Source organism: Clostridium sp. FP2 (assembly GCF_011065955.2).
Classification (GTDB): Bacteria; Bacillota; Clostridia; order Clostridiales; family Clostridiaceae; genus Clostridium_AD; species Clostridium_AD tagluense.
In genome coordinates this window covers 122,161-140,976 of record NZ_JAAMNI020000003.1, presented here as the reverse complement: position 1 = coordinate 140,976, position 18,816 = coordinate 122,161, and the positions used below count along the sequence as shown (strand labels likewise).

At 32.1% G+C, this 18,816-nt stretch carries 16 protein-coding genes; 9 read left to right on the top strand and 7 right to left on the bottom strand.

Annotation, left to right across the window (positions count from 1 at the left end; all coding sequences use genetic code 11):
- The 6 genes from G9F71_RS26360 to G9F71_RS26335 form a co-directional block, all read left to right on the top strand.
- Positions 1 to 1,407, top strand: a 1,407-nt coding sequence (locus tag G9F71_RS26360; RefSeq protein WP_224626944.1) for an IS4 family transposase, incomplete at its 5' end; no start/stop codon positions are given.
- Positions 1,408 to 1,987: 580 nt separating this feature from the next.
- Positions 1,988 to 2,686: a response regulator transcription factor gene (locus G9F71_RS26355; protein ID WP_164952493.1), complete on the top strand. Its 699-nt coding sequence runs from the start codon at positions 1,988 to 1,990 to the stop codon at positions 2,684 to 2,686.
- Positions 2,687 to 2,703: 17 nt separating this feature from the next.
- The gene (locus tag G9F71_RS26350) at positions 2,704 to 3,645 is read left to right on the top strand and encodes a sensor histidine kinase (protein WP_164952503.1); all 942 of its coding nucleotides are present in this window, start codon (positions 2,704 to 2,706) and stop codon (positions 3,643 to 3,645) included.
- A 116-nt stretch (positions 3,646 to 3,761) separates the two neighbouring features.
- Positions 3,762 to 4,685 carry an ABC transporter ATP-binding protein gene (locus G9F71_RS26345; RefSeq protein WP_164952494.1) on the top strand — a complete coding sequence of 308 codons (924 nt, stop codon included), beginning with the start codon at positions 3,762 to 3,764 and terminating at the stop codon, positions 4,683 to 4,685.
- A complete protein-coding gene (locus tag G9F71_RS26340) occupies positions 4,678 to 5,439 on the top strand; it encodes an ABC transporter permease (protein ID WP_164952495.1) in 762 nt (253 codons plus the stop codon). Before G9F71_RS26345 ends, G9F71_RS26340 begins: the two co-directional genes overlap by 8 nt.
- Before the next feature lie 9 nt (positions 5,440 to 5,448).
- Positions 5,449 to 6,228: an ABC transporter permease gene (locus G9F71_RS26335; protein ID WP_164952496.1), complete on the top strand. Its 780-nt coding sequence runs from the start codon at positions 5,449 to 5,451 to the stop codon at positions 6,226 to 6,228.
- Positions 6,229 to 6,826: 598 nt separating this feature from the next.
- On the opposite strand, the gene G9F71_RS26330 is transcribed toward G9F71_RS26335, so the two are convergent.
- Together G9F71_RS26330 and G9F71_RS26325 are read right to left on the bottom strand one after the other, a co-directional pair.
- Positions 6,827 to 7,453: a hypothetical protein gene (locus G9F71_RS26330; protein WP_164952497.1), complete on the bottom strand. Its 627-nt coding sequence runs from the start codon at positions 7,451 to 7,453 to the stop codon at positions 6,827 to 6,829.
- A 148-nt stretch (positions 7,454 to 7,601) separates the two neighbouring features.
- A complete protein-coding gene (locus tag G9F71_RS26325) occupies positions 7,602 to 8,147 on the bottom strand; it encodes a site-specific integrase (protein ID WP_164952498.1) in 546 nt (181 codons plus the stop codon).
- A 661-nt stretch (positions 8,148 to 8,808) separates the two neighbouring features.
- Between G9F71_RS26325 and G9F71_RS26320 the strand changes: the two genes are divergently transcribed.
- Positions 8,809 to 9,183, top strand: a complete 375-nt coding sequence (locus G9F71_RS26320; protein ID WP_164952499.1) for a BlaI/MecI/CopY family transcriptional regulator — start codon at positions 8,809 to 8,811, stop codon at positions 9,181 to 9,183.
- 1 nt (position 9,184) lies between these two features.
- The gene (locus tag G9F71_RS26315; protein ID WP_164952500.1) at positions 9,185 to 10,318 is read left to right on the top strand and encodes a M56 family metallopeptidase; all 1,134 of its coding nucleotides are present in this window, start codon (positions 9,185 to 9,187) and stop codon (positions 10,316 to 10,318) included.
- A 60-nt stretch (positions 10,319 to 10,378) separates the two neighbouring features.
- On the opposite strand, the gene G9F71_RS26310 is transcribed toward G9F71_RS26315, so the two are convergent.
- Positions 10,379 to 10,867 carry a peptidoglycan-binding domain-containing protein gene (locus tag G9F71_RS26310; RefSeq protein ID WP_164952501.1) on the bottom strand — a complete coding sequence of 163 codons (489 nt, stop codon included), beginning with the start codon at positions 10,865 to 10,867 and terminating at the stop codon, positions 10,379 to 10,381.
- 149 nt (positions 10,868 to 11,016) lie between these two features.
- Between G9F71_RS26310 and G9F71_RS26305 the strand changes: the two genes are divergently transcribed.
- Complete coding sequence (locus G9F71_RS26305) at positions 11,017 to 12,459, top strand: IS4 family transposase (RefSeq protein WP_224626904.1); 1,443 nt, start codon at positions 11,017 to 11,019, stop codon at positions 12,457 to 12,459.
- 767 nt (positions 12,460 to 13,226) lie between these two features.
- Here G9F71_RS26305 and G9F71_RS26300 read toward each other — a convergent pair.
- The 4 genes from G9F71_RS26300 to G9F71_RS26285 all read right to left on the bottom strand — a co-directional run bounded on the left by G9F71_RS26300 (position 13,227) and on the right by G9F71_RS26285 (position 18,043).
- Positions 13,227 to 13,370 (bottom strand): hypothetical protein, encoded by a 144-nt coding sequence (locus tag G9F71_RS26300; RefSeq protein WP_164952550.1) that lies wholly within the window; start codon positions 13,368 to 13,370, stop codon positions 13,227 to 13,229.
- Positions 13,371 to 13,868: 498 nt separating this feature from the next.
- Positions 13,869 to 14,315 carry a Fic family protein gene (locus G9F71_RS26295; RefSeq protein WP_224626942.1) on the bottom strand — a complete coding sequence of 149 codons (447 nt, stop codon included), beginning with the start codon at positions 14,313 to 14,315 and terminating at the stop codon, positions 13,869 to 13,871.
- Positions 14,316 to 14,591: 276 nt separating this feature from the next.
- Positions 14,592 to 16,034 (bottom strand): IS4 family transposase, encoded by a 1,443-nt coding sequence (locus tag G9F71_RS26290; protein WP_224626904.1) that lies wholly within the window; start codon positions 16,032 to 16,034, stop codon positions 14,592 to 14,594.
- 566 nt (positions 16,035 to 16,600) lie between these two features.
- On the bottom strand, positions 16,601 to 18,043 hold the full coding sequence (locus tag G9F71_RS26285; RefSeq protein WP_224626904.1) for an IS4 family transposase: 1,443 nt from the start codon (positions 18,041 to 18,043) through the stop codon (positions 16,601 to 16,603).
- Positions 18,044 to 18,816: the final 773 nt, after the last annotated feature.

The window sequence follows — 18,816 nt, the reverse complement described above, 5'->3', positions numbered from 1 at the left end:
AAACTTTTTGCAGCTGAACTTAAAAGTTGTTTTTCAAAAGAGGAGCTTGAAGCAATAGCAAGAGAAACAGGTTTTGTGAAAAGAAAAGGTAAAATTCGCGCATGGGAATTCGTTTGCTTATGCTGCTTTATGGATGCAGAGGTTGCGAATAATACACTTGTTACCTTATGTACAAAACTTAGTGCCAAAATAGGAATAGTTATTTCTAATCAAGCATTAGATCAACGTTTAAATGAAAAATGCGTGGAATTTTTAAAGAAAATTTTTGAGAATCTGTTGCGCCAAACAATAACAAATAATACTTGTATACCAAGTGTATGGGATGAACATTTCAAACGAATAAGAATACTTGATTCTACTGCTTTTCAAGTACCGGAAAGCTATAAAGATATTTACCCTGGATCTGGTGGCTGTTCTCAAGCTTCAGGTGTAAAAATACAACTAGAATATGAATTGAAATCTGGAAATCTTCTTAATATACAAGTAGGAGCTGGCTCTGGAAGCGACAATACTTTTGGGAGCAAAATAAGAGATACTATCAAAGCTGGGGATCTTATTTTAAGAGATCTTGGATATTTCAACTTTGAAGATTTTTTGGATATAGAAGATAGAGTAGCTTTTTACATATCAAGACTCAAACCTAATATAGCAGTATATATAGACAATGAGGATATAGAGTACTATAAGAATGGCGCCCCCAAAAAATCAAGCCTTTTTAAAAGAATCTATATTTCTGACATAATGAAACAGATGGCAGAGGGGGAACGTTATGAAATTAAGGATGTCTATGTAGGTAAGGAAAAGACACTAAAAACAAGGCTTATTTTATATAAACTAACAAATGATCAATTGAAAAAAAGAACAGAAAAATCTGTGAAGAACGCTAAGAAAAAGGGTATAGAAAAAAGTGATAATACTATTGAATTATTAGGGATATCTATTTATATAACCAATATTACAGAAGAAGTTTTAAGTGCAAAACAGGTTCATGAATTTTACAGCTTAAGATGGCAGGTGGAAATAATTTTTAAAACATGGAAATCCATATTTAGTATACAGGTTGTAAAGTTAGTTAAAATAGAACGGTTTCAATGTCAGCTTTATGGGAAACTTATTTTGCTACTCATAAGCTCTGTTATAATGTTTAAAATGAGGACTTTAGCCTTAGAAAATAAAGGGCTTGAAGCCAGTGAAATTAAGACTTGTGAAATAGTTCATGAATATATTGATGGGATATATTTTGAGCTTATCAAATTTCCTAATAAAGTTTTTAATACGTTAAAATTAATATTTGAAAATGTAGTTAGGAATGGTCTGAAATCTCATAAAAAGGATAAGAAAACTGTTTTTGATATTCTCGGAGTTTGTTATAAACTAACATCAACACAGGCTAAAGTTGCAGCATAAAACAACTTAATAAAGTTGTAAAATTTCCACTATATACGTGGTTTTTTTTGGTGTACCCTAAAATTCTTTGAATACTAATGTACACTTAAAATTTACCATTGAAACTCATTAAAAGAAAAATAATTGATAACATCTATCATTTAATAATGACTTACTAATGTTCAATAGGGCTTAGCTTGATGGCTATGTTGCCGTACCCCACACGGAGATATCCCCAGTTCGATTTAAGCAATTTGTAAACATTAACCAAATTTAAAAATACGGGAGTTTGGGCTTAGAACCCTTGTCGGGCATCTTTTATTGTCTGGCCGAATGTGTTAAGAATTGTTCATTTGATTCTATTCGGTTTTGCGTATATAATGACCTTAACATAACTTTTGGAGGATGCTTAGATTATATTTCGGTACAGCAGGTCGCCAATAAATGGGGTATTTCAGAACGCAGTTACAGGAACTTTGCGAGGGAAATCAATATATGGGGCTGTCCGTTTTGAAGATGCGTGGGCAATCCCCAAAAGTACAGATAAACCGGTGGATGCAAGAAAAAGCTCAAAAGTGATAAATGATGGAGGTCTAATGGTATGCAAAATAATATTTTGATTATTGATGATGACATAGAACTATGTCAATTACTTAAAAAATGTGTAGAAAAGGAGAGCCTAACCGCTGATGTTGCCCATACCGGAACTGACGGCTTAAATCGGATAGCACAAGATAACTATTACCTCATTGTTTTGGATGTCATGTTGCCGGGAATGGACGGATTTCAGGTGCTTCAAAAAATAAGAGAAATGAGCGCTGTTCCGGTGTTGATGCTTACTGCGAGAATTGCAAGTGCCGACAAGGTAAATGGCCTGCGTTCCGGTGCTGACGACTATCTGACAAAGCCTTTTGACATCGAAGAATTTATCGCCCGCGTCTTGTCTTTGATCCGCAGATATACAACCTTAAATAACTGTTCTAGCGAGGAACCTAATAAGCTCTCTTTTCAGAATCTTACTATCGACTTGGACACCCGGATTGTTAACATTGGAGATGGGCAAGCTGAGCTTTATGCAAAGGAATTTGACATTCTCTGCTACCTTGCAAAAAATCAGGGCAGAATTCTGACCAAGCAGCAGATATATGAAGAAATATGGCAGGAACAATATGCTTATGATGACAACAACATCATGGGATATATTAGCAAACTACGAAAGCAAATTGAGCCTGATCCAAACAATCCGATCTACATCCAGACGGTCAAAGGCGTAGGCTACCGCTTTAGCCGGGAGGTATAACCATGGATGGAGGCTATGTGAGTCTTTCGTTATTTGTGGCTGTGTTGCTTATTGCCATTACCGCCGTCATTTCCACTTTGCTACTCTGCCGCAAAGTGCACAATGTAAAGTTGAAACTAAAGGATATTTCAGAAGCACTCGACGACATCGCACAAGGCAACAGCAATAGAAAAATACTGGCTAAACCTAGCAATATGATTTCTATTATCTGCTATAAAATGAATGATATTGTTCATGAGTTTCGAGAACAAGTCATTGATTTAAAAAAAGCGGAGAAATCGAACGGGCAATTGATGACAAGTCTTTCCCATGATGTACGTACTCCGCTGACAACTCTTATCGGCTATTTGGATGCGGCACAGAAAGGCATTGTAGCTGGTGCGGAGCGGGAAGAATATATTGAAACCGCCCGTCTGAGGGCGCATGATATGAAAGACTATGTGGATGTGCTGTTTGAATGGTTTAAGCTCAATTCCAATGAGGAAACCTTTACAATTCAGCATGTGGAACTTGCAGAACTAACCCGAAATATTTTGAAAGACTGGGTTCCAATCTTCGAGAACACCTGTCTTGATTTCGACATTGACATCCACGAAAAGCGCATCGAGGTCAATTTGGACACAGATGCCTACTCTCGTATTCTGAATAACCTGATTCAGAATGTGCTCTCACATAGTCAGGCAAACCACGTCAAAATCATAGTTTCCCTACTTGCCGCTAATGTAATGATTGTTGTTGCAGATAATGGCACGGGAATTCCCAAACAGGATTTGCCACATGTCTTTGAACGGCTCTATAAATGCGATATGGCACGTTCTGAAAAAGGAAGTGGTCTCGGACTATCCATCGTACAGCAGCTTGTGGAAAAGATGGACGGTTCGATTGCGGTCAAAAGCGAACCGTATCAACGAACGGAGTTCATCGTACAATTTCCACTGGTTGATGAGAAAAACTGCTGAAAGGCAGGTTTTTTGTTGCTTTAATAAGATTCAAGGTTAATTCAAGGTTCGTGCAAGGTTTATGCAAGGTTGGGGTTATAAAATTAATTTATAAAGACAAAGGAGGGATTTATATTTTGAACGATTTTGTAATCGAAACAAATAATTTGACAAAGCAGTACGGCCAGCAAAAAAGTGTCGCCAATTTAAGCATCCATGTGAAGAAAGGCAGAATTTATGGTTTGCTCGGACGCAACGGTGCGGGAAAAACTACCACTATGAAGATGTTGCTGGGCCTTACGAATCCTACAGCTGGAGAAGTACGCATTTTCGGAAAAGATATTCATAAAAGCGAAAAGAAAATTCTTTCCCGAATTGGCAGCCTGATTGAATCACCAGGCTTTTATCCTAACCTTACTGGAACGGAAAACCTTAAAATTATTGCAAGGCTTCGTGGAATACCCACCCGTGATGCCATTAAGAACGCATTGGATGTGGTGGGGCTGTCTTATATGGATAAAAAACTGTTCTCACAGTATTCGCTTGGTATGAAACAGAGACTGGGCATTGCAAATGCTATTATGCATGATCCAGAGCTTTTAATTTTGGATGAACCCATCAACGGACTTGATCCCATCGGTATTGCGGAAGTCCGTGATTTCTTAAAACGACTTAGTACGCAGCAGGGTAAAACAATTTTGATTTCCAGTCATATCCTATCTGAAATGGCGTTGTTAGCGGATGACATTGGTATCATCGATCACGGTGTTTTGTTGGAAGAAAAAAGTTTGGAGGAATTGCAGCAGAAAAACAGCAGATATATTCACTTCATTGTTACAGATACATCCCAAGCTTCCCGAATTTTGGAGGTTGATTTTCACACCTCTAACTTTCATGTGGATGACGATCATAATTTACGGCTTTACGATACGGAGATTGAGGTAGCTGCCATTACCCGTAAATGGATAGAAAACGGTCTCGATGTATCAGAAGCGCATACCAAAAATGACACGTTGGAGGATTACTTCAAAAATGTCACTGGAGGTGAGGGAATTGCTTGATTTAATAATATGCGAATTTGCTAAAATCAAACGGCAGCGATTTATTCTATTTTCCATGTTAGCAGCCTGTCTCTTTCCCGTACCCATGACAGTATTAGTAGCAAAAGACCGTCTGGATTTTGAGCAGCTTTTTAGGCTAGTTGTTATGTTCGGGCATTTTCTCCTTTTGCCATGCGTACTAAGTGTGGTTGCAAGCATTCTGTTTTTTATGGAGAGGGACAGCGACATGCTAAAAAATCTGATAACCATACCGGTTAATAAAACCAAACTTGTAGTAGCAAAGCTGACCGTGCTATTGATTGTAGCTGTGCTATATTCTATAGCTGGTTTAGGTGCTACGATCATCGGCGGATTAATTGTGGGTACCGTAGAAGGAATAGTTTTTAAATTGGGACTAAGCGTCGTCCTTGGTATCATGTTCTTTGTCTCAGTCCTTCCCGTTATCATTCTCATTGTCTATTTCAACAAAAGCTATATTCTCTCCACCATAATTGCTTTCTTTTATTCTTTTTTAAATTTTGCCATAGCGCTTAATATAATAAGTTTTGCCCATAATATTGTTCTCATTACCGTATTGCCTGCTTCGATCATTATGCGTTGGTGGATGTCTTTTTGGAGTGGACTCACCGCAGAAAACGCTATAATTAGAAAACCATATATGTTATCCACTCCTGTTTGTGCGGGCATACTTTTTTTAATAGCGGTAATATCGATTTTGCTGATTTCAATAACATACAAAAAGCAGGAAGATTAGGAGGAAACTATGATTAATATAATTGTTACAGAGTTTCAAAAGCTCAAACGCTACAGCATTCTTTGGGTCGGCAATGTGGCAGTGCTATTTTCAGCACTTTTAGCAGCTTTTCAACAAACCAGCATGAAAGGTCATGAAATGCTGCAGTATGAGAATTATGCGAACAGCGTCATATGGAACAACTTCAGCATGGCTTTCCCGTTTATGATTGTTCTGATAGGAGGCTACATAATAAACCGTGAATACGTTGATCATACATTGAAAAATATGTTGACTGTGCCTATTCCATTTCGTAAATTGCTGACTGGAAAACTGATTACGGTTGGGTTTGTTACTGCATTGTATGGCCTTTTTAGCTTTATATGCACATTCATCTTGGGGGCGCTATTCTGTCATGGAAATATGTCACCGGCTCTTGTAGCAAAATCACTCTTACAACTTGTTGGGGTGGGACTTTGTTGTTATCTGGCCGTGTTACCAATCATCATATTTTTTAGTCGAAAACAAAGCGGATTTCTTGCCGGGGTCGGATTAGCATTTGTTTATGGCTTTTGTGGCATCTTTATCGCAGGTAAAAAATTGAACGATTACTACCCTATTACCGCCGGTCTTGGAATTGTTAAGTTTACGGGAGATGGTACTCTGGCCTTTAATGTTTCGGTGGAAATTGGTGTCCTGCTCCTTATGATAACGCTATCAATAGTTATGTTGCTTTGCATGAAAGGCTATGAGGATGGAGCCGCAATGCATAAAAACAAGGGTAAGAAACATGCAGTTAGACGAACATAGTTTGAAGGTTATAAATGCCAATCATATGGACAGATTTTTGTTGCATTCCAGCGAAATATTGGCAAGATAATTGTGCGTGATTTGCCTTTAAAATTTGATATTGGTATGATACACTGAGGGGAGATTGTGTTAGTAGTAAATAAAGCGAGACAACCTATATAGGGGGTATAAGTAGTAACTGAACAGAAATCAGCTATAAGCCTATAAATATATGGTCATAACTAAACCTACCCTGTACACAGTAGGTGTTAGAGAATACCAATTATTTAATATGAACGTTCAAAAACACAAAAATTAGATATATTGAACGCTCTATATACCGTTTAAAAAAGTACACTTTTATGAACGATATAAAAAAATATCCAATGAGGGCTCATTAATTCTTTATAAGCCATCATTGGATATTTTTTATTAGTGGTTAAACAAGTATTTAAATTCAAAATCCATTTTTTTTACACCCTTATAGCCGTTTTGGGTTCCGTTACTACCTGTACCCCATTACTAGGGTGGGATAAGAATTAAACGGATTAAATTGGAGAATAATACCAGTAATTATCAATGAATGGAATTCAAACGAGCTGAAATGGTAGGTATTTTATTATTTCTTATATTTCTCAATAAACTCTAGCAGAGCTAGAGAGTATAAATCTTGCATCTTGAATTGATTATTATTTTTACAGAAGTCTAACCAGGATTTATTGACGTTATCATAAACTTTTATTAATCTACCTTTTAATTCACCTTCAAACTTTCCCTTTTCAATATTTAGTTCTGGTGGCACTGGTACATCTATTATATTTTTACTTTTGTTATAGTATTGTATAACCTCTTTAAGTTGGTCTTTCATCTCTAATAATTCTGTAACTTCTGATAATGTAGTTTTTAATTCTGTGAATTCTTGCATCATTAGATTTTCTTGTTTACTTATACTTTTGTTATCAATTTGTATAACTTCTTTAATGCCCACCACATCACGGTTAACACTTATCTGTGGTACCTTTTTAATATTATCATGTGGTTGTATTGCTATATTATTATCTTTGTAATATTGACGGGTATCTAGGTTATATACATAGCCTATTTTAACAAACCTATCTCGAAATGTTGTCTTGCTCATATTTAGATCACTGCTAATACTTCTTAAACTTTTACCTTTTTCAAGCAAACTATTTATATATTTGAGTTGCATTAATATCTCTAGCTTATTAAATTCAACCTTTGTCATTTATCCCCCCACCTTTTACAAATGTTATAGTTTTATATAAGTTGTATGTTTGTATAATACATGTTATATAAAAGTTATACTTTTGTATATTCTATGAATAACATAAAAGTCCTCTATGCATTTTAGGAAAATAAAAAAAACATAATTTCTATAAATAGAAATTCTCTATGCTCTTATCTTTTATATCCTCATTGATTCCAATATATCTTAAAGTAACACTAGGTGAGGAATGGTTAAATATTTGTTGAAGTAGTGCAACATCTTTATTTTGTTTGTAGTGCCAGTACCCAAAGGTCTTTCTTAATGTGTGAGTACCTATCTCCTGAAGCCCAATATGCTCAGCTGCACTATTAAGTATTCGATATGCTTGGACTCTACTAATGGGCTTATTTTCGCCTTTCCTACTCTGGAATAGGTATTCTTCATCCGACATTGTCTTAATATATTTGTCTATTTCTATTTTTAATAATGAATTGATTAAAAACCTTTTAATTTTATTTGTTTTTTGCTCTATTATTTTAATATGTGTTTTATCTTTTAAATCCTTAACTTTTAATTCTAATATATCACCGATCCGAAGACCCGTATTAATCCCAACAACAAACAGTAAGTAGTTTTTATATCCTGTTTTCAATAATTCGATTTTCATTTCTTCAAGCTTTTCTCTATCTCTAATTGGTTGAACCAGCTTCATGATCTACAACTCCTTAATATTATAATTAAGTCATTTATAATACATTCAATGTTACAAGTCAACATGTTATGTTACATTCAAAATGAAATTTTTAAGGAATGGGCAATAGCTTCAATGTGAATGTAACTCAATTACTATTGTGTTACTTTCATTGTTTTTAAATTGCAGCTTCTGACTGTTATGACCACAATATAAATCTCTATTTCTTTATGCCTGTTGGTGTGATTCAGAGAAATGTTGGCGAGACCCCTACTATGAAAGTATCCGACTTCCTACTGGCATTTGCGTTCCTTACTTCTTCAGTTTGTACTGCATACTTTTCATTTGAAAAGACCAAGTAGGATCTCCCACATTATGATATAATAAAGATTAAATAGCGATAGTGGTAATTATAGAAATATATACATATCATATTCCATTAATTGTTAGCGTCTCAAAAATCTATAGTTAATTGCAACAACAATAAAATATTATATTTTTGCCTATTTCCATAATATCAAAAATATAAAAGTGTATCAAAGACATTAATAGGTTTTTGATCTTATGGAGATTCATTTTTGCACGAATTGTCGTACCTCTTATAATTATAAAAGAAAACAATATAAATGTATTGACAAGTTAATAATACAATTGTATTATTAACTTAAAGGAGGTTTTAATTATGGATTTTAAAAAACTTCCACAAACGGAATTGGAAGTCATGAATTTAATTTGGAGTAATGAAGAAACTTTATCAACAAATGAGGTTGCTGAGATAATCACGCTTCAAAAGGGATGGAAAGCTGGAACAACATCTACACTTTTAAACCGTTTAATAAAAAAGGATTTTCTTTCAACAGAAAAGCGAGGAAAACAGTTTTACTATTTTCCAAAGGTAGAAGAAAAAGAATATAAGTCTTTAGAAACAAAGGAATTTTTTAAAAATATTCATGGTAATTCTTTAACTAGCCTTGTATCAATGTTACATGATACTAAGGACATATTATCAGATGAGGATTTAGAAAAACTAGATAGAATGATAAAAAATAGGTACTGATATGGCAAAAATATTGGTTGAAAACATTATAGAAGCTTCAATAATAGGCAGCTTATGGATTTCATTGCTATTAATATTCAGAAAAAAAGTACTTAGTAAATATAGTGCAAATTTCAATTACTATATTTGTATAGTTATAATTTTAAGAATGGTTCTGACTTTTAAAATTTCAATGTATATTCCTACAAATGTGTTAACGTTAAAAGATAAAGTAAGTTATATAAGTCAAGTAATTCCTAGTGGTGTCTATGATATCATGGATAAAATTAGTTGGTTTACAACTATAATCCCATATCTTTATTTCATAACAGCTTCAATAATATTTATATTTATTGTTATATGTAACAAAAGGTTTAATAGCAGTATTAAAAAGGCTTCAAGAAATATATACAATGTAAAAATCATGAGAATATATTTTAAATTGAAAAATGAAATGGGTATCAAAAGAAATATTCCTCTTAAATTTTGTAGTAGTATTTCAACACCCTTTATTATGGGCACAGTAAAACCAACAATTATATTACCAGAAAGAACATATGAGGATGAAGATTTAAAATGGATAATAAAACATGAATTGATTCATTTTAAAAGAAAAGATTGGATATATAAATTTCTAAGTATTTTAGTTATATCAATACATTTCTTTAATCCTTTAGTTTATAAGTTAAAAAGTATTTTAAATGAAGAATGTGAATTATCATGTGATGAAAAACTCTTAAAATCACTAGGAATTGATGAAAGAAAAAATTATGCCTTAACACTTATAAATTCAATTAAATTTAATAATCAGTTTAAATTATCAAATAGCTTAATATCATCCTTTAATGATGATAAAAATATAATAAATAGGAGAATTGAGAGTATGTTAAATTTGAAATCAAAGAAAAAAGGAATAATTATAGGGGCATTACTGATTGTACTTTCAGGAGCCTCACTATTCTCAGTAAAGGTATTTGCTGATACACCAGAAGATCATATTAATGATAATATGAATATAGTTCAACAGAAATCGCAGGATGATTTAGAGCAAGGAGCCAAAGATAAGGATTTGAAGATTTTAAATAAAGATGGTACAAAAGTTTATAGTAAAACTATTCAAGCATCAGCAGAACTATCGCAGGATGTAGTTAAATAATTATATAAAAATAAGGTGATTTCAATCACCTTATTTTTATATAATTATTAACCTGCACCGTTAATTAACTTTTGCACCGCTAATTAATTTATTCCAAGTATTAGGACCAACCGTTCCATCAGCTGATAAGTTATTATTGTTTTGGAAATCAACAACAGCTTGTTGTGTGTTTGGTCCAAACTTAGCATCAACTGTACCAATCGAATAGTTGTTACTACTTAGTAATATTTGAACACAAGTAACAGCTTCACCAGAAGTTATATGGTTATACCCTACATAATTAGTATTAATATTTGTATGCCATTGACCAGGACCATTTGTGCGTGTTATTGTCAAGTTACCCAATACATCTACATATAGCATATAACTATTCGCAGCAGTAAGAGCCCTACTCCTGGAAGAGAATCCAATAGTTTTACTTATAACACCACTTTGTTTAAGTTCAGAATTAATTGGATCACCAGGCTGATCAGCATATACTGTAGTTGTTAATATTGGTGCAGTTACAACTATTGTTGCCATAAGTAATGATAGAATTCTTTTTTTCATAAATATCCACCCCGATTGTATTATTAGTAATGGGGGTATGGACACATAGCCATCAAGCTAAGAAAATTCTATAAAAATAAAGCCCCCCATTTGTAAAAATGTTATTATTTGAAAGATAATAAAAACACAGCAATGGGGGTAATTTACAAATGATAGAAGAAAACTTAAAATTGGATAAAGATATAAAACTTTTTGCAGCTGAACTTAAAAGTTGTTTTTCAAAAGAGGAGCTTGAAGCAATAGCAAGAGAAACAGGTTTTGTGAAAAGAAAAGGTAAAATTCGCGCATGGGAATTCGTTTGCTTATGCTGCTTTATGGATGCAGAGGTTGCGAATAATACACTTGTTACCTTATGTACAAAACTTAGTGCCAAAATAGGAATAGTTATTTCTAATCAAGCATTAGATCAACGTTTAAATGAAAAATGCGTGGAATTTTTAAAGAAAATTTTTGAGAATCTGTTGCGCCAAACAATAACAAATAATACTTGTATACCAAGTGTATGGGATGAACATTTCAAACGAATAAGAATACTTGATTCTACTGCTTTTCAAGTACCGGAAAGCTATAAAGATATTTACCCTGGATCTGGTGGCTGTTCTCAAGCTTCAGGTGTAAAAATACAACTAGAATATGAATTGAAATCTGGAAATCTTCTTAATATACAAGTAGGAGCTGGCTCTGGAAGCGACAATACTTTTGGGAGCAAAATAAGAGATACTATCAAAGCTGGGGATCTTATTTTAAGAGATCTTGGATATTTCAACTTTGAAGATTTTTTGGATATAGAAGATAGAGTAGCTTTTTACATATCAAGACTCAAACCTAATATAGCAGTATATATAGACAATGAGGATATAGAGTACTATAAGAATGGCGCCCCCAAAAAATCAAGCCTTTTTAAAAGAATCTATATTTCTGACATAATGAAACAGATGGCAGAGGGGGAACGTTATGAAATTAAGGATGTCTATGTAGGTAAGGAAAAGACACTAAAAACAAGGCTTATTTTATATAAACTAACAAATGATCAATTGAAAAAAAGAACAGAAAAATCTGTGAAGAACGCTAAGAAAAAGGGTATAGAAAAAAGTGATAATACTATTGAATTATTAGGGATATCTATTTATATAACCAATATTACAGAAGAAGTTTTAAGTGCAAAACAGGTTCATGAGTTTTACAGCCTAAGATGGCAGATCGAAATAGTTTTTAAAACATGGAAATCCATATTTAGTATACAGGTTGTAAAGTTAGTTAAAATAGAACGGTTTCAATGTCAACTTTATGGAAAACTTATTTTGCTACTCATAAGCTCTGCTGTAATGTTTAAAATGAGGACTTTAGCTTTAGAAAATAAAGGGCTTGAAGCCAGTGAAATTAAGACTTGTGAAATAGTTCATGAATATATTGATGGGATATACTCTGAGCTTATCAAATTCCCTAATAAAATTTTAAATACTTTAAAATTAATATTTGAAAATGTAGTTAAGAATGGTCTGAAATCTCATAAAAAGGATAAGAAAACTGTTTTTGATATTCTCGGAGTTTGTTATAAACTAACATCAACACAGGCTAAAGTTGCAGCATAAAACAACTTAATAAAGTTGTAAAATTTCCACTATATACGTGGTTTTTTTTGGTGTACCCTAAAATTCTTTGAATACTAATGTACACTTAAAATTTACCATTGAAACTCATTAAAAGAAAAATAATTGATAACATCTATCATTTAATAATGACTTACTAATGTTCAATAGGGCTTAGCTTGATGGCTATGGGGTATGGACACGATTCGTGTAAAAAGCTGTAAATTGTATCGTTTGTCCATTTAAAACACTTAGATACATTAGTTTTAATTAAGTATTTTAATCACCTTGAATACTTATGTAGATAGTTTTAAGTAGGCTAAACTTATAAATCTTATTTATTAAGTCTCATTTTTCATACAACTTGTCTATATAAAGTATATTATATAGACAAGTTTAGATATATAGATAGCTCAAATGTAAATAGTTTACTCATACTATTGGTTTTTACAAGAATCGGTGCCATACCCCTAATTAATTACTTAATACAAGTGTACTTTTAAATTCATAGATTGTCAATAAGTGTTTTCAATGTATAAACGATACAATTTTGGGTTTGCGTAGCAATGGAACAGAAACGGGGTGTTTTTGCCCATCCCCCCGAAAAGGTGCAATAAGCAAATTATCTAAAAGAACTTCTTTAAATATTTTCCTTTTGATGTATAATTGTTAATGTTTCTTCCCGTTGCCATTTTGAAAGCTGCTTACCAAATATCGGGACAAATTCTTGCTGTTCTGTAAAAACCTTTATTATGCGTTCAATAGTTGCATCATCCAAGACGTGAGGTTTTTTTACGAGCTTCCAATAGATTCTTTAATTGATTTTTAGTCTCTGAAAACTGGCCATCTATCATGTCTGCAATCATTGATAAATTTCTAATAGGTTGCCAATTCGGTTTTTGTCTATTGTTCATTTTTCACACTCCAAATTAATTCATATTCCATAAAATATTAACTTAATTATACTATTTTTACCGTAAATTCATATATAAAAATTTAAAATGTTTTTTGATAATAATAGGGATAAAAACCATGCATTATAATAATGTGTTATACTAAACTAAATATTAAAATATACCTACAAACATTATACAATTGTACAAACTTAGTCTTATTGGAGTCAAAATATAGGGTGATTTGATATAATAAAGTCAGTGGTATCAAGAGCTATAGCATGTGGCTATTGTACTAAAAAAATAGGTGGACAAAAGAACACAAAAGAGGCAATAAGAAATCGCAAGCGAACGCAAAATATTTGCTTTTTAAATTAGCCAGTGTTATTTTGTCCACCTGATGTTATCTTAGTTATTAAATGTAAAAAAACAGAAGAAATCATTAATTTTCAATATTAGAAATAAAAATGCCCCTGGTAATATACCAGAGGTTTTTATTATTTAACTGATTTTAATTTCTTAATATCTTTCTAAACAACCGCTATATAAAAACTCAAAGATATTGTCAGCTTCTCTTGTATTGTAGAACTCAACCATTAAAGTATTAAACTGCAATCTATCCTTTGCCTTTATATTAAATATACCTTGACCTTCTGATATTAAAACCATGTTAGATACTAACCTAGAGGTTCTTTTATTCCCATCATAGAAAAATTGATTTAAGGCTCCCCATAGAAATATTTCAAAAGCTAAATCCGTTTTACTTTCACATCTTTTTACTAATTTAGGTAATTCATTTTTAAAAATACATTCTAGCTCTTCAGCTCTTGGAGGTATAAATTCTGTACCGGCTATTCTAACTTGACCAATTCTAAATGCCCCGCTAAATAAAGCCTCATCCTTATCCACTATGTTATTAAATTTATTAAAGATATTTATGTCAAGTTCTACATTGTTTTGGCTCACTGCATCAAATAAATAATTCCAACCATTTCTAATATTATAAATTTGTTGCTCGTCGCTTACTTTATGTTCCCCTATAGGGGTATAGCCACATAGCCATCAAGCTAAGCCCTATTGAACATTAGTAAGTCATTATTAAATGATAGATGTTATCAATTATTTTTCTTTTAATGAGTTTCAATGGTAAATTTTAAGTGTACATTAGTATTCAAAGAATTTTAGGGTACACCAAAAAAAACCACGTATATAGTGGAAATTTTACAACTTTATTAAGTTGTTTTATGCTGCAACTTTAGCCTGTGTTGATGTTAGTTTATAACAAACTCCGAGAATATCAAAAACAGTTTTCTTATCCTTTTTATGAGATTTCAGACCATTCTTAACTACATTTTCAAATATTAATTTTAAAGTATTTAAAATTTTATTAGGGAATTTGATAAGCTCAGAGTATATCCCATCAATATATTCATGAACTATTTCACAAGTCTTAATTTCACTGGCTTCAAGCCCTTTATTTTCTAAAGCTAAAGTCCTCATTTTAAACATTACAGCAGAGCTTATGAGTAGCAAAATAAGTTTTCCATAAAGTTGACATTGAAACCGTTCTATTTTAACTAACTTTACAACCTGTATACTAAATATGGATTTCCATGTTTTAAAAACTATTTCGATCTGCCATCTTAGGCTGTAAAACTCATGAACCTGTTTTGCACTTAAAACTTCTTCTGTAATATTGGTTATATAAATAGATATCCCTAATAATTCAATAGTATTATCACTTTTTTCTATACCCTTTTTCTTAGCGTTCTTCACAGATTTTTCTGTTCTTTTTTTCAATTGATCATTTGTTAGTTTATATAAAATAAGCCTTGTTTTTAGTGTCTTTTCCTTACCTACATAGACATCCTTAATTTCATAACGTTCCCCCTCTGCCATCTGTTTCATTATGTCAGAAATATAGATTCTTTTAAAAAGGCTTGATTTTTTGGGGGCGCCATTCTTATAGTACTCTATATCCTCATTGTCTATATATACTGCTATATTAGGTTTGAGTCTTGATATGTAAAAAGCTACTCTATCTTCTATATCCAAAAAATCTTCAAAGTTGAAATATCCAAGATCTCTTAAAATAAGATCCCCAGCTTTGATAGTATCTCTTATTTTGCTCCCAAAAGTATTGTCGCTTCCAGAGCCAGCTCCTACTTGTATATTAAGAAGATTTCCAGATTTCAATTCATATTCTAGTTGTATTTTTACACCTGAAGCTTGAGAACAGCCACCAGATCCAGGGTAAATATCTTTATAGCTTTCCGGTACTTGAAAAGCAGTAGAATCAAGTATTCTTATTCGTTTGAAATGTTCATCCCATACACTTGGTATACAAGTATTATTTGTTATTGTTTGGCGCAACAGATTCTCAAAAATTTTCTTTAAAAATTCCACGCATTTTTCATTTAAACGTTGATCTAATGCTTGATTAGAAATAACTATTCCTATTTTGGCACTAAGTTTTGTACATAAGGTAACAAGTGTATTATTCGCAACCTCTGCATCCATAAAGCAGCATAAGCAAACGAATTCCCATGCGCGAATTTTACCTTTTCTTTTCACAAAACCTGTTTCTCTTGCTATTGCTTCAAGCTCCTCTTTTGAAAAACAACTTTTAAGTTCAGCTGCAAAAAGTTTTATATCTTTATCCAATTTTAAGTTTTCTTCTATCATTTGTAAATTACCCCCATTGCTGTGTTTTTATTATCTTTCAAATAATAACATTTTTACAAATGGGGGGCTTTATTTTTATAGAATTTTCTTAGCTTGATGGCTATGGGGTATAGCCAACATTTCCGACAAAACCCCCGTTAAGGAATATAGTTCCATAAACCTTCGTTTTCGGTACTTAAATATAAGCCTTAGAAATAGTCACTTTATACGTGATTTTCAGTTCCAAAACTATTACCAAAAACAAAGTATCAAAACAGCTCTAACATAACCTTTATGGTAATTATTTTTAAATACTATTTGCTTAACGTAGGCAAAAGTCATGGGTTATATCCATTTTATGTCTTAAAGGGGGTTTTGTCGAAAATGTTGGCGCTACCCCATAGCCATCAAGCTAAGCCCTATTGAACATTAGTAAGTCATTATTAAATGATAGATGTTATCAATTATTTTTCTTTTAATGAGTTTCAATGGTAAATTTTAAGTGTACATTAGTATTCAAAGAATTTTAGGGTACACCAAAAAAAACCACGTATATAGTGGAAATTTTACAACTTTATTAAGTTGTTTTATGCTGCAACTTTAGCCTGTGTTGATGTTAGTTTATAACAAACTCCGAGAATATCAAAAACAGTTTTCTTATCCTTTTTATGAGATTTCAGACCATTCTTAACTACATTTTCAAATATTAATTTTAAAGTATTTAAAATTTTATTAGGGAATTTGATAAGCTCAGAGTATATCCCATCAATATATTCATGAACTATTTCACAAGTCTTAATTTCACTGGCTTCAAGCCCTTTATTTTCTAAAGCTAAAGTCCTCATTTTAAACATTACAGCAGAGCTTATGAGTAGCAAAATAAGTTTTCCATAAAGTTGACATTGAAACCGTTCTATTTTAACTAACTTTACAACCTGTATACTAAATATGGATTTCCATGTTTTAAAAACTATTTCGATCTGCCATCTTAGGCTGTAAAACTCATGAACCTGTTTTGCACTTAAAACTTCTTCTGTAATATTGGTTATATAAATAGATATCCCTAATAATTCAATAGTATTATCACTTTTTTCTATACCCTTTTTCTTAGCGTTCTTCACAGATTTTTCTGTTCTTTTTTTCAATTGATCATTTGTTAGTTTATATAAAATAAGCCTTGTTTTTAGTGTCTTTTCCTTACCTACATAGACATCCTTAATTTCATAACGTTCCCCCTCTGCCATCTGTTTCATTATGTCAGAAATATAGATTCTTTTAAAAAGGCTTGATTTTTTGGGGGCGCCATTCTTATAGTACTCTATATCCTCATTGTCTATATATACTGCTATATTAGGTTTGAGTCTTGATATGTAAAAAGCTACTCTATCTTCTATATCCAAAAAATCTTCAAAGTTGAAATATCCAAGATCTCTTAAAATAAGATCCCCAGCTTTGATAGTATCTCTTATTTTGCTCCCAAAAGTATTGTCGCTTCCAGAGCCAGCTCCTACTTGTATATTAAGAAGATTTCCAGATTTCAATTCATATTCTAGTTGTATTTTTACACCTGAAGCTTGAGAACAGCCACCAGATCCAGGGTAAATATCTTTATAGCTTTCCGGTACTTGAAAAGCAGTAGAATCAAGTATTCTTATTCGTTTGAAATGTTCATCCCATACACTTGGTATACAAGTATTATTTGTTATTGTTTGGCGCAACAGATTCTCAAAAATTTTCTTTAAAAATTCCACGCATTTTTCATTTAAACGTTGATCTAATGCTTGATTAGAAATAACTATTCCTATTTTGGCACTAAGTTTTGTACATAAGGTAACAAGTGTATTATTCGCAACCTCTGCATCCATAAAGCAGCATAAGCAAACGAATTCCCATGCGCGAATTTTACCTTTTCTTTTCACAAAACCTGTTTCTCTTGCTATTGCTTCAAGCTCCTCTTTTGAAAAACAACTTTTAAGTTCAGCTGCAAAAAGTTTTATATCTTTATCCAATTTTAAGTTTTCTTCTATCATTTGTAAATTACCCCCATTGCTGTGTTTTTATTATCTTTCAAATAATAACATTTTTACAAATGGGGGGCTTTATTTTTATAGAATTTTCTTAGCTTGATGGCTATGTGGCGCTACCCCTTATATTCTATATTTGTATCTTTAATTGTTTCTGAAAAGTCTTTTATATTTATACCAAATTGTCTTATAAATTTATTAGTTGGAATTTTATCTTCTTTAAATCTAAGTTTATTGGCTTTTGTATTTTTAGTTAATTCTAGTTTTTTAGGTTTACGTGTTTCTGTAGTAATGGAACAGAAATTTACAACTATTTTACATAATATAATAATTTAGCATTTTAAACATCCTAAAACATAGTTTTCATAACCGAACGTTCATAAATTTGATTTATATATTTTTCAAGCGTTGAAATACATTGGTATATAAAGCTTACATTTATGAACTATATTCTAAGTCCATAAGGTAAAAAAAATGTTAGGCATAGGATTATCAAGTATTTGACGCATGTAGGGGTAGTAATCGCAATTCGTGCAAAAGTCCCGTTTAGAAAATTTACACACCACGCTTGGTAATATAAGTAAAAACTAGTGTTAAAGTAACCATTTTTTAATTAAACCCTCTATTTTAGATTACTTAAATAATAAATGTAATGTTTATTACATTAGAATTTTTATGGAACTAACTATGATTACTATATATTTACTTAAATGTTAGGTAACTTTTCTTAACGGTAAATTTGCACAAATTGCGAGCCCTACCCGGGGTACGGCAACCAT

Excerpts from the sequence above, each read along its gene's own strand:
- G9F71_RS26355 (WP_164952493.1), top strand. The coding sequence starts at position 1,988 with ATGCAAAATAATATTTTGATTATTGATGATGACATAGAACTATGTCAA.
- G9F71_RS26335 (WP_164952496.1), top strand. The coding sequence starts at position 5,449 with ATGATTAATATAATTGTTACAGAGTTTCAAAAGCTCAAACGCTACAGC.
- G9F71_RS26330 (WP_164952497.1), bottom strand. The coding sequence starts at position 7,453 with ATGACAAAGGTTGAATTTAATAAGCTAGAGATATTAATGCAACTCAAA.
- G9F71_RS26325 (WP_164952498.1), bottom strand. The coding sequence starts at position 8,147 with ATGAAGCTGGTTCAACCAATTAGAGATAGAGAAAAGCTTGAAGAAATG.
- G9F71_RS26320 (WP_164952499.1), top strand. The coding sequence starts at position 8,809 with ATGGATTTTAAAAAACTTCCACAAACGGAATTGGAAGTCATGAATTTA.
- G9F71_RS26315 (WP_164952500.1), top strand. The coding sequence starts at position 9,185 with ATGGCAAAAATATTGGTTGAAAACATTATAGAAGCTTCAATAATAGGC.
- G9F71_RS26310 (WP_164952501.1), bottom strand. The coding sequence starts at position 10,867 with ATGAAAAAAAGAATTCTATCATTACTTATGGCAACAATAGTTGTAACT.
- G9F71_RS26305 (WP_224626904.1), top strand. The coding sequence starts at position 11,017 with ATGATAGAAGAAAACTTAAAATTGGATAAAGATATAAAACTTTTTGCA.
- G9F71_RS26300 (WP_164952550.1), bottom strand. The coding sequence starts at position 13,370 with ATGAACAATAGACAAAAACCGAATTGGCAACCTATTAGAAATTTATCA.
- G9F71_RS26290 (WP_224626904.1), bottom strand. The coding sequence starts at position 16,034 with ATGATAGAAGAAAACTTAAAATTGGATAAAGATATAAAACTTTTTGCA.
- G9F71_RS26285 (WP_224626904.1), bottom strand. The coding sequence starts at position 18,043 with ATGATAGAAGAAAACTTAAAATTGGATAAAGATATAAAACTTTTTGCA.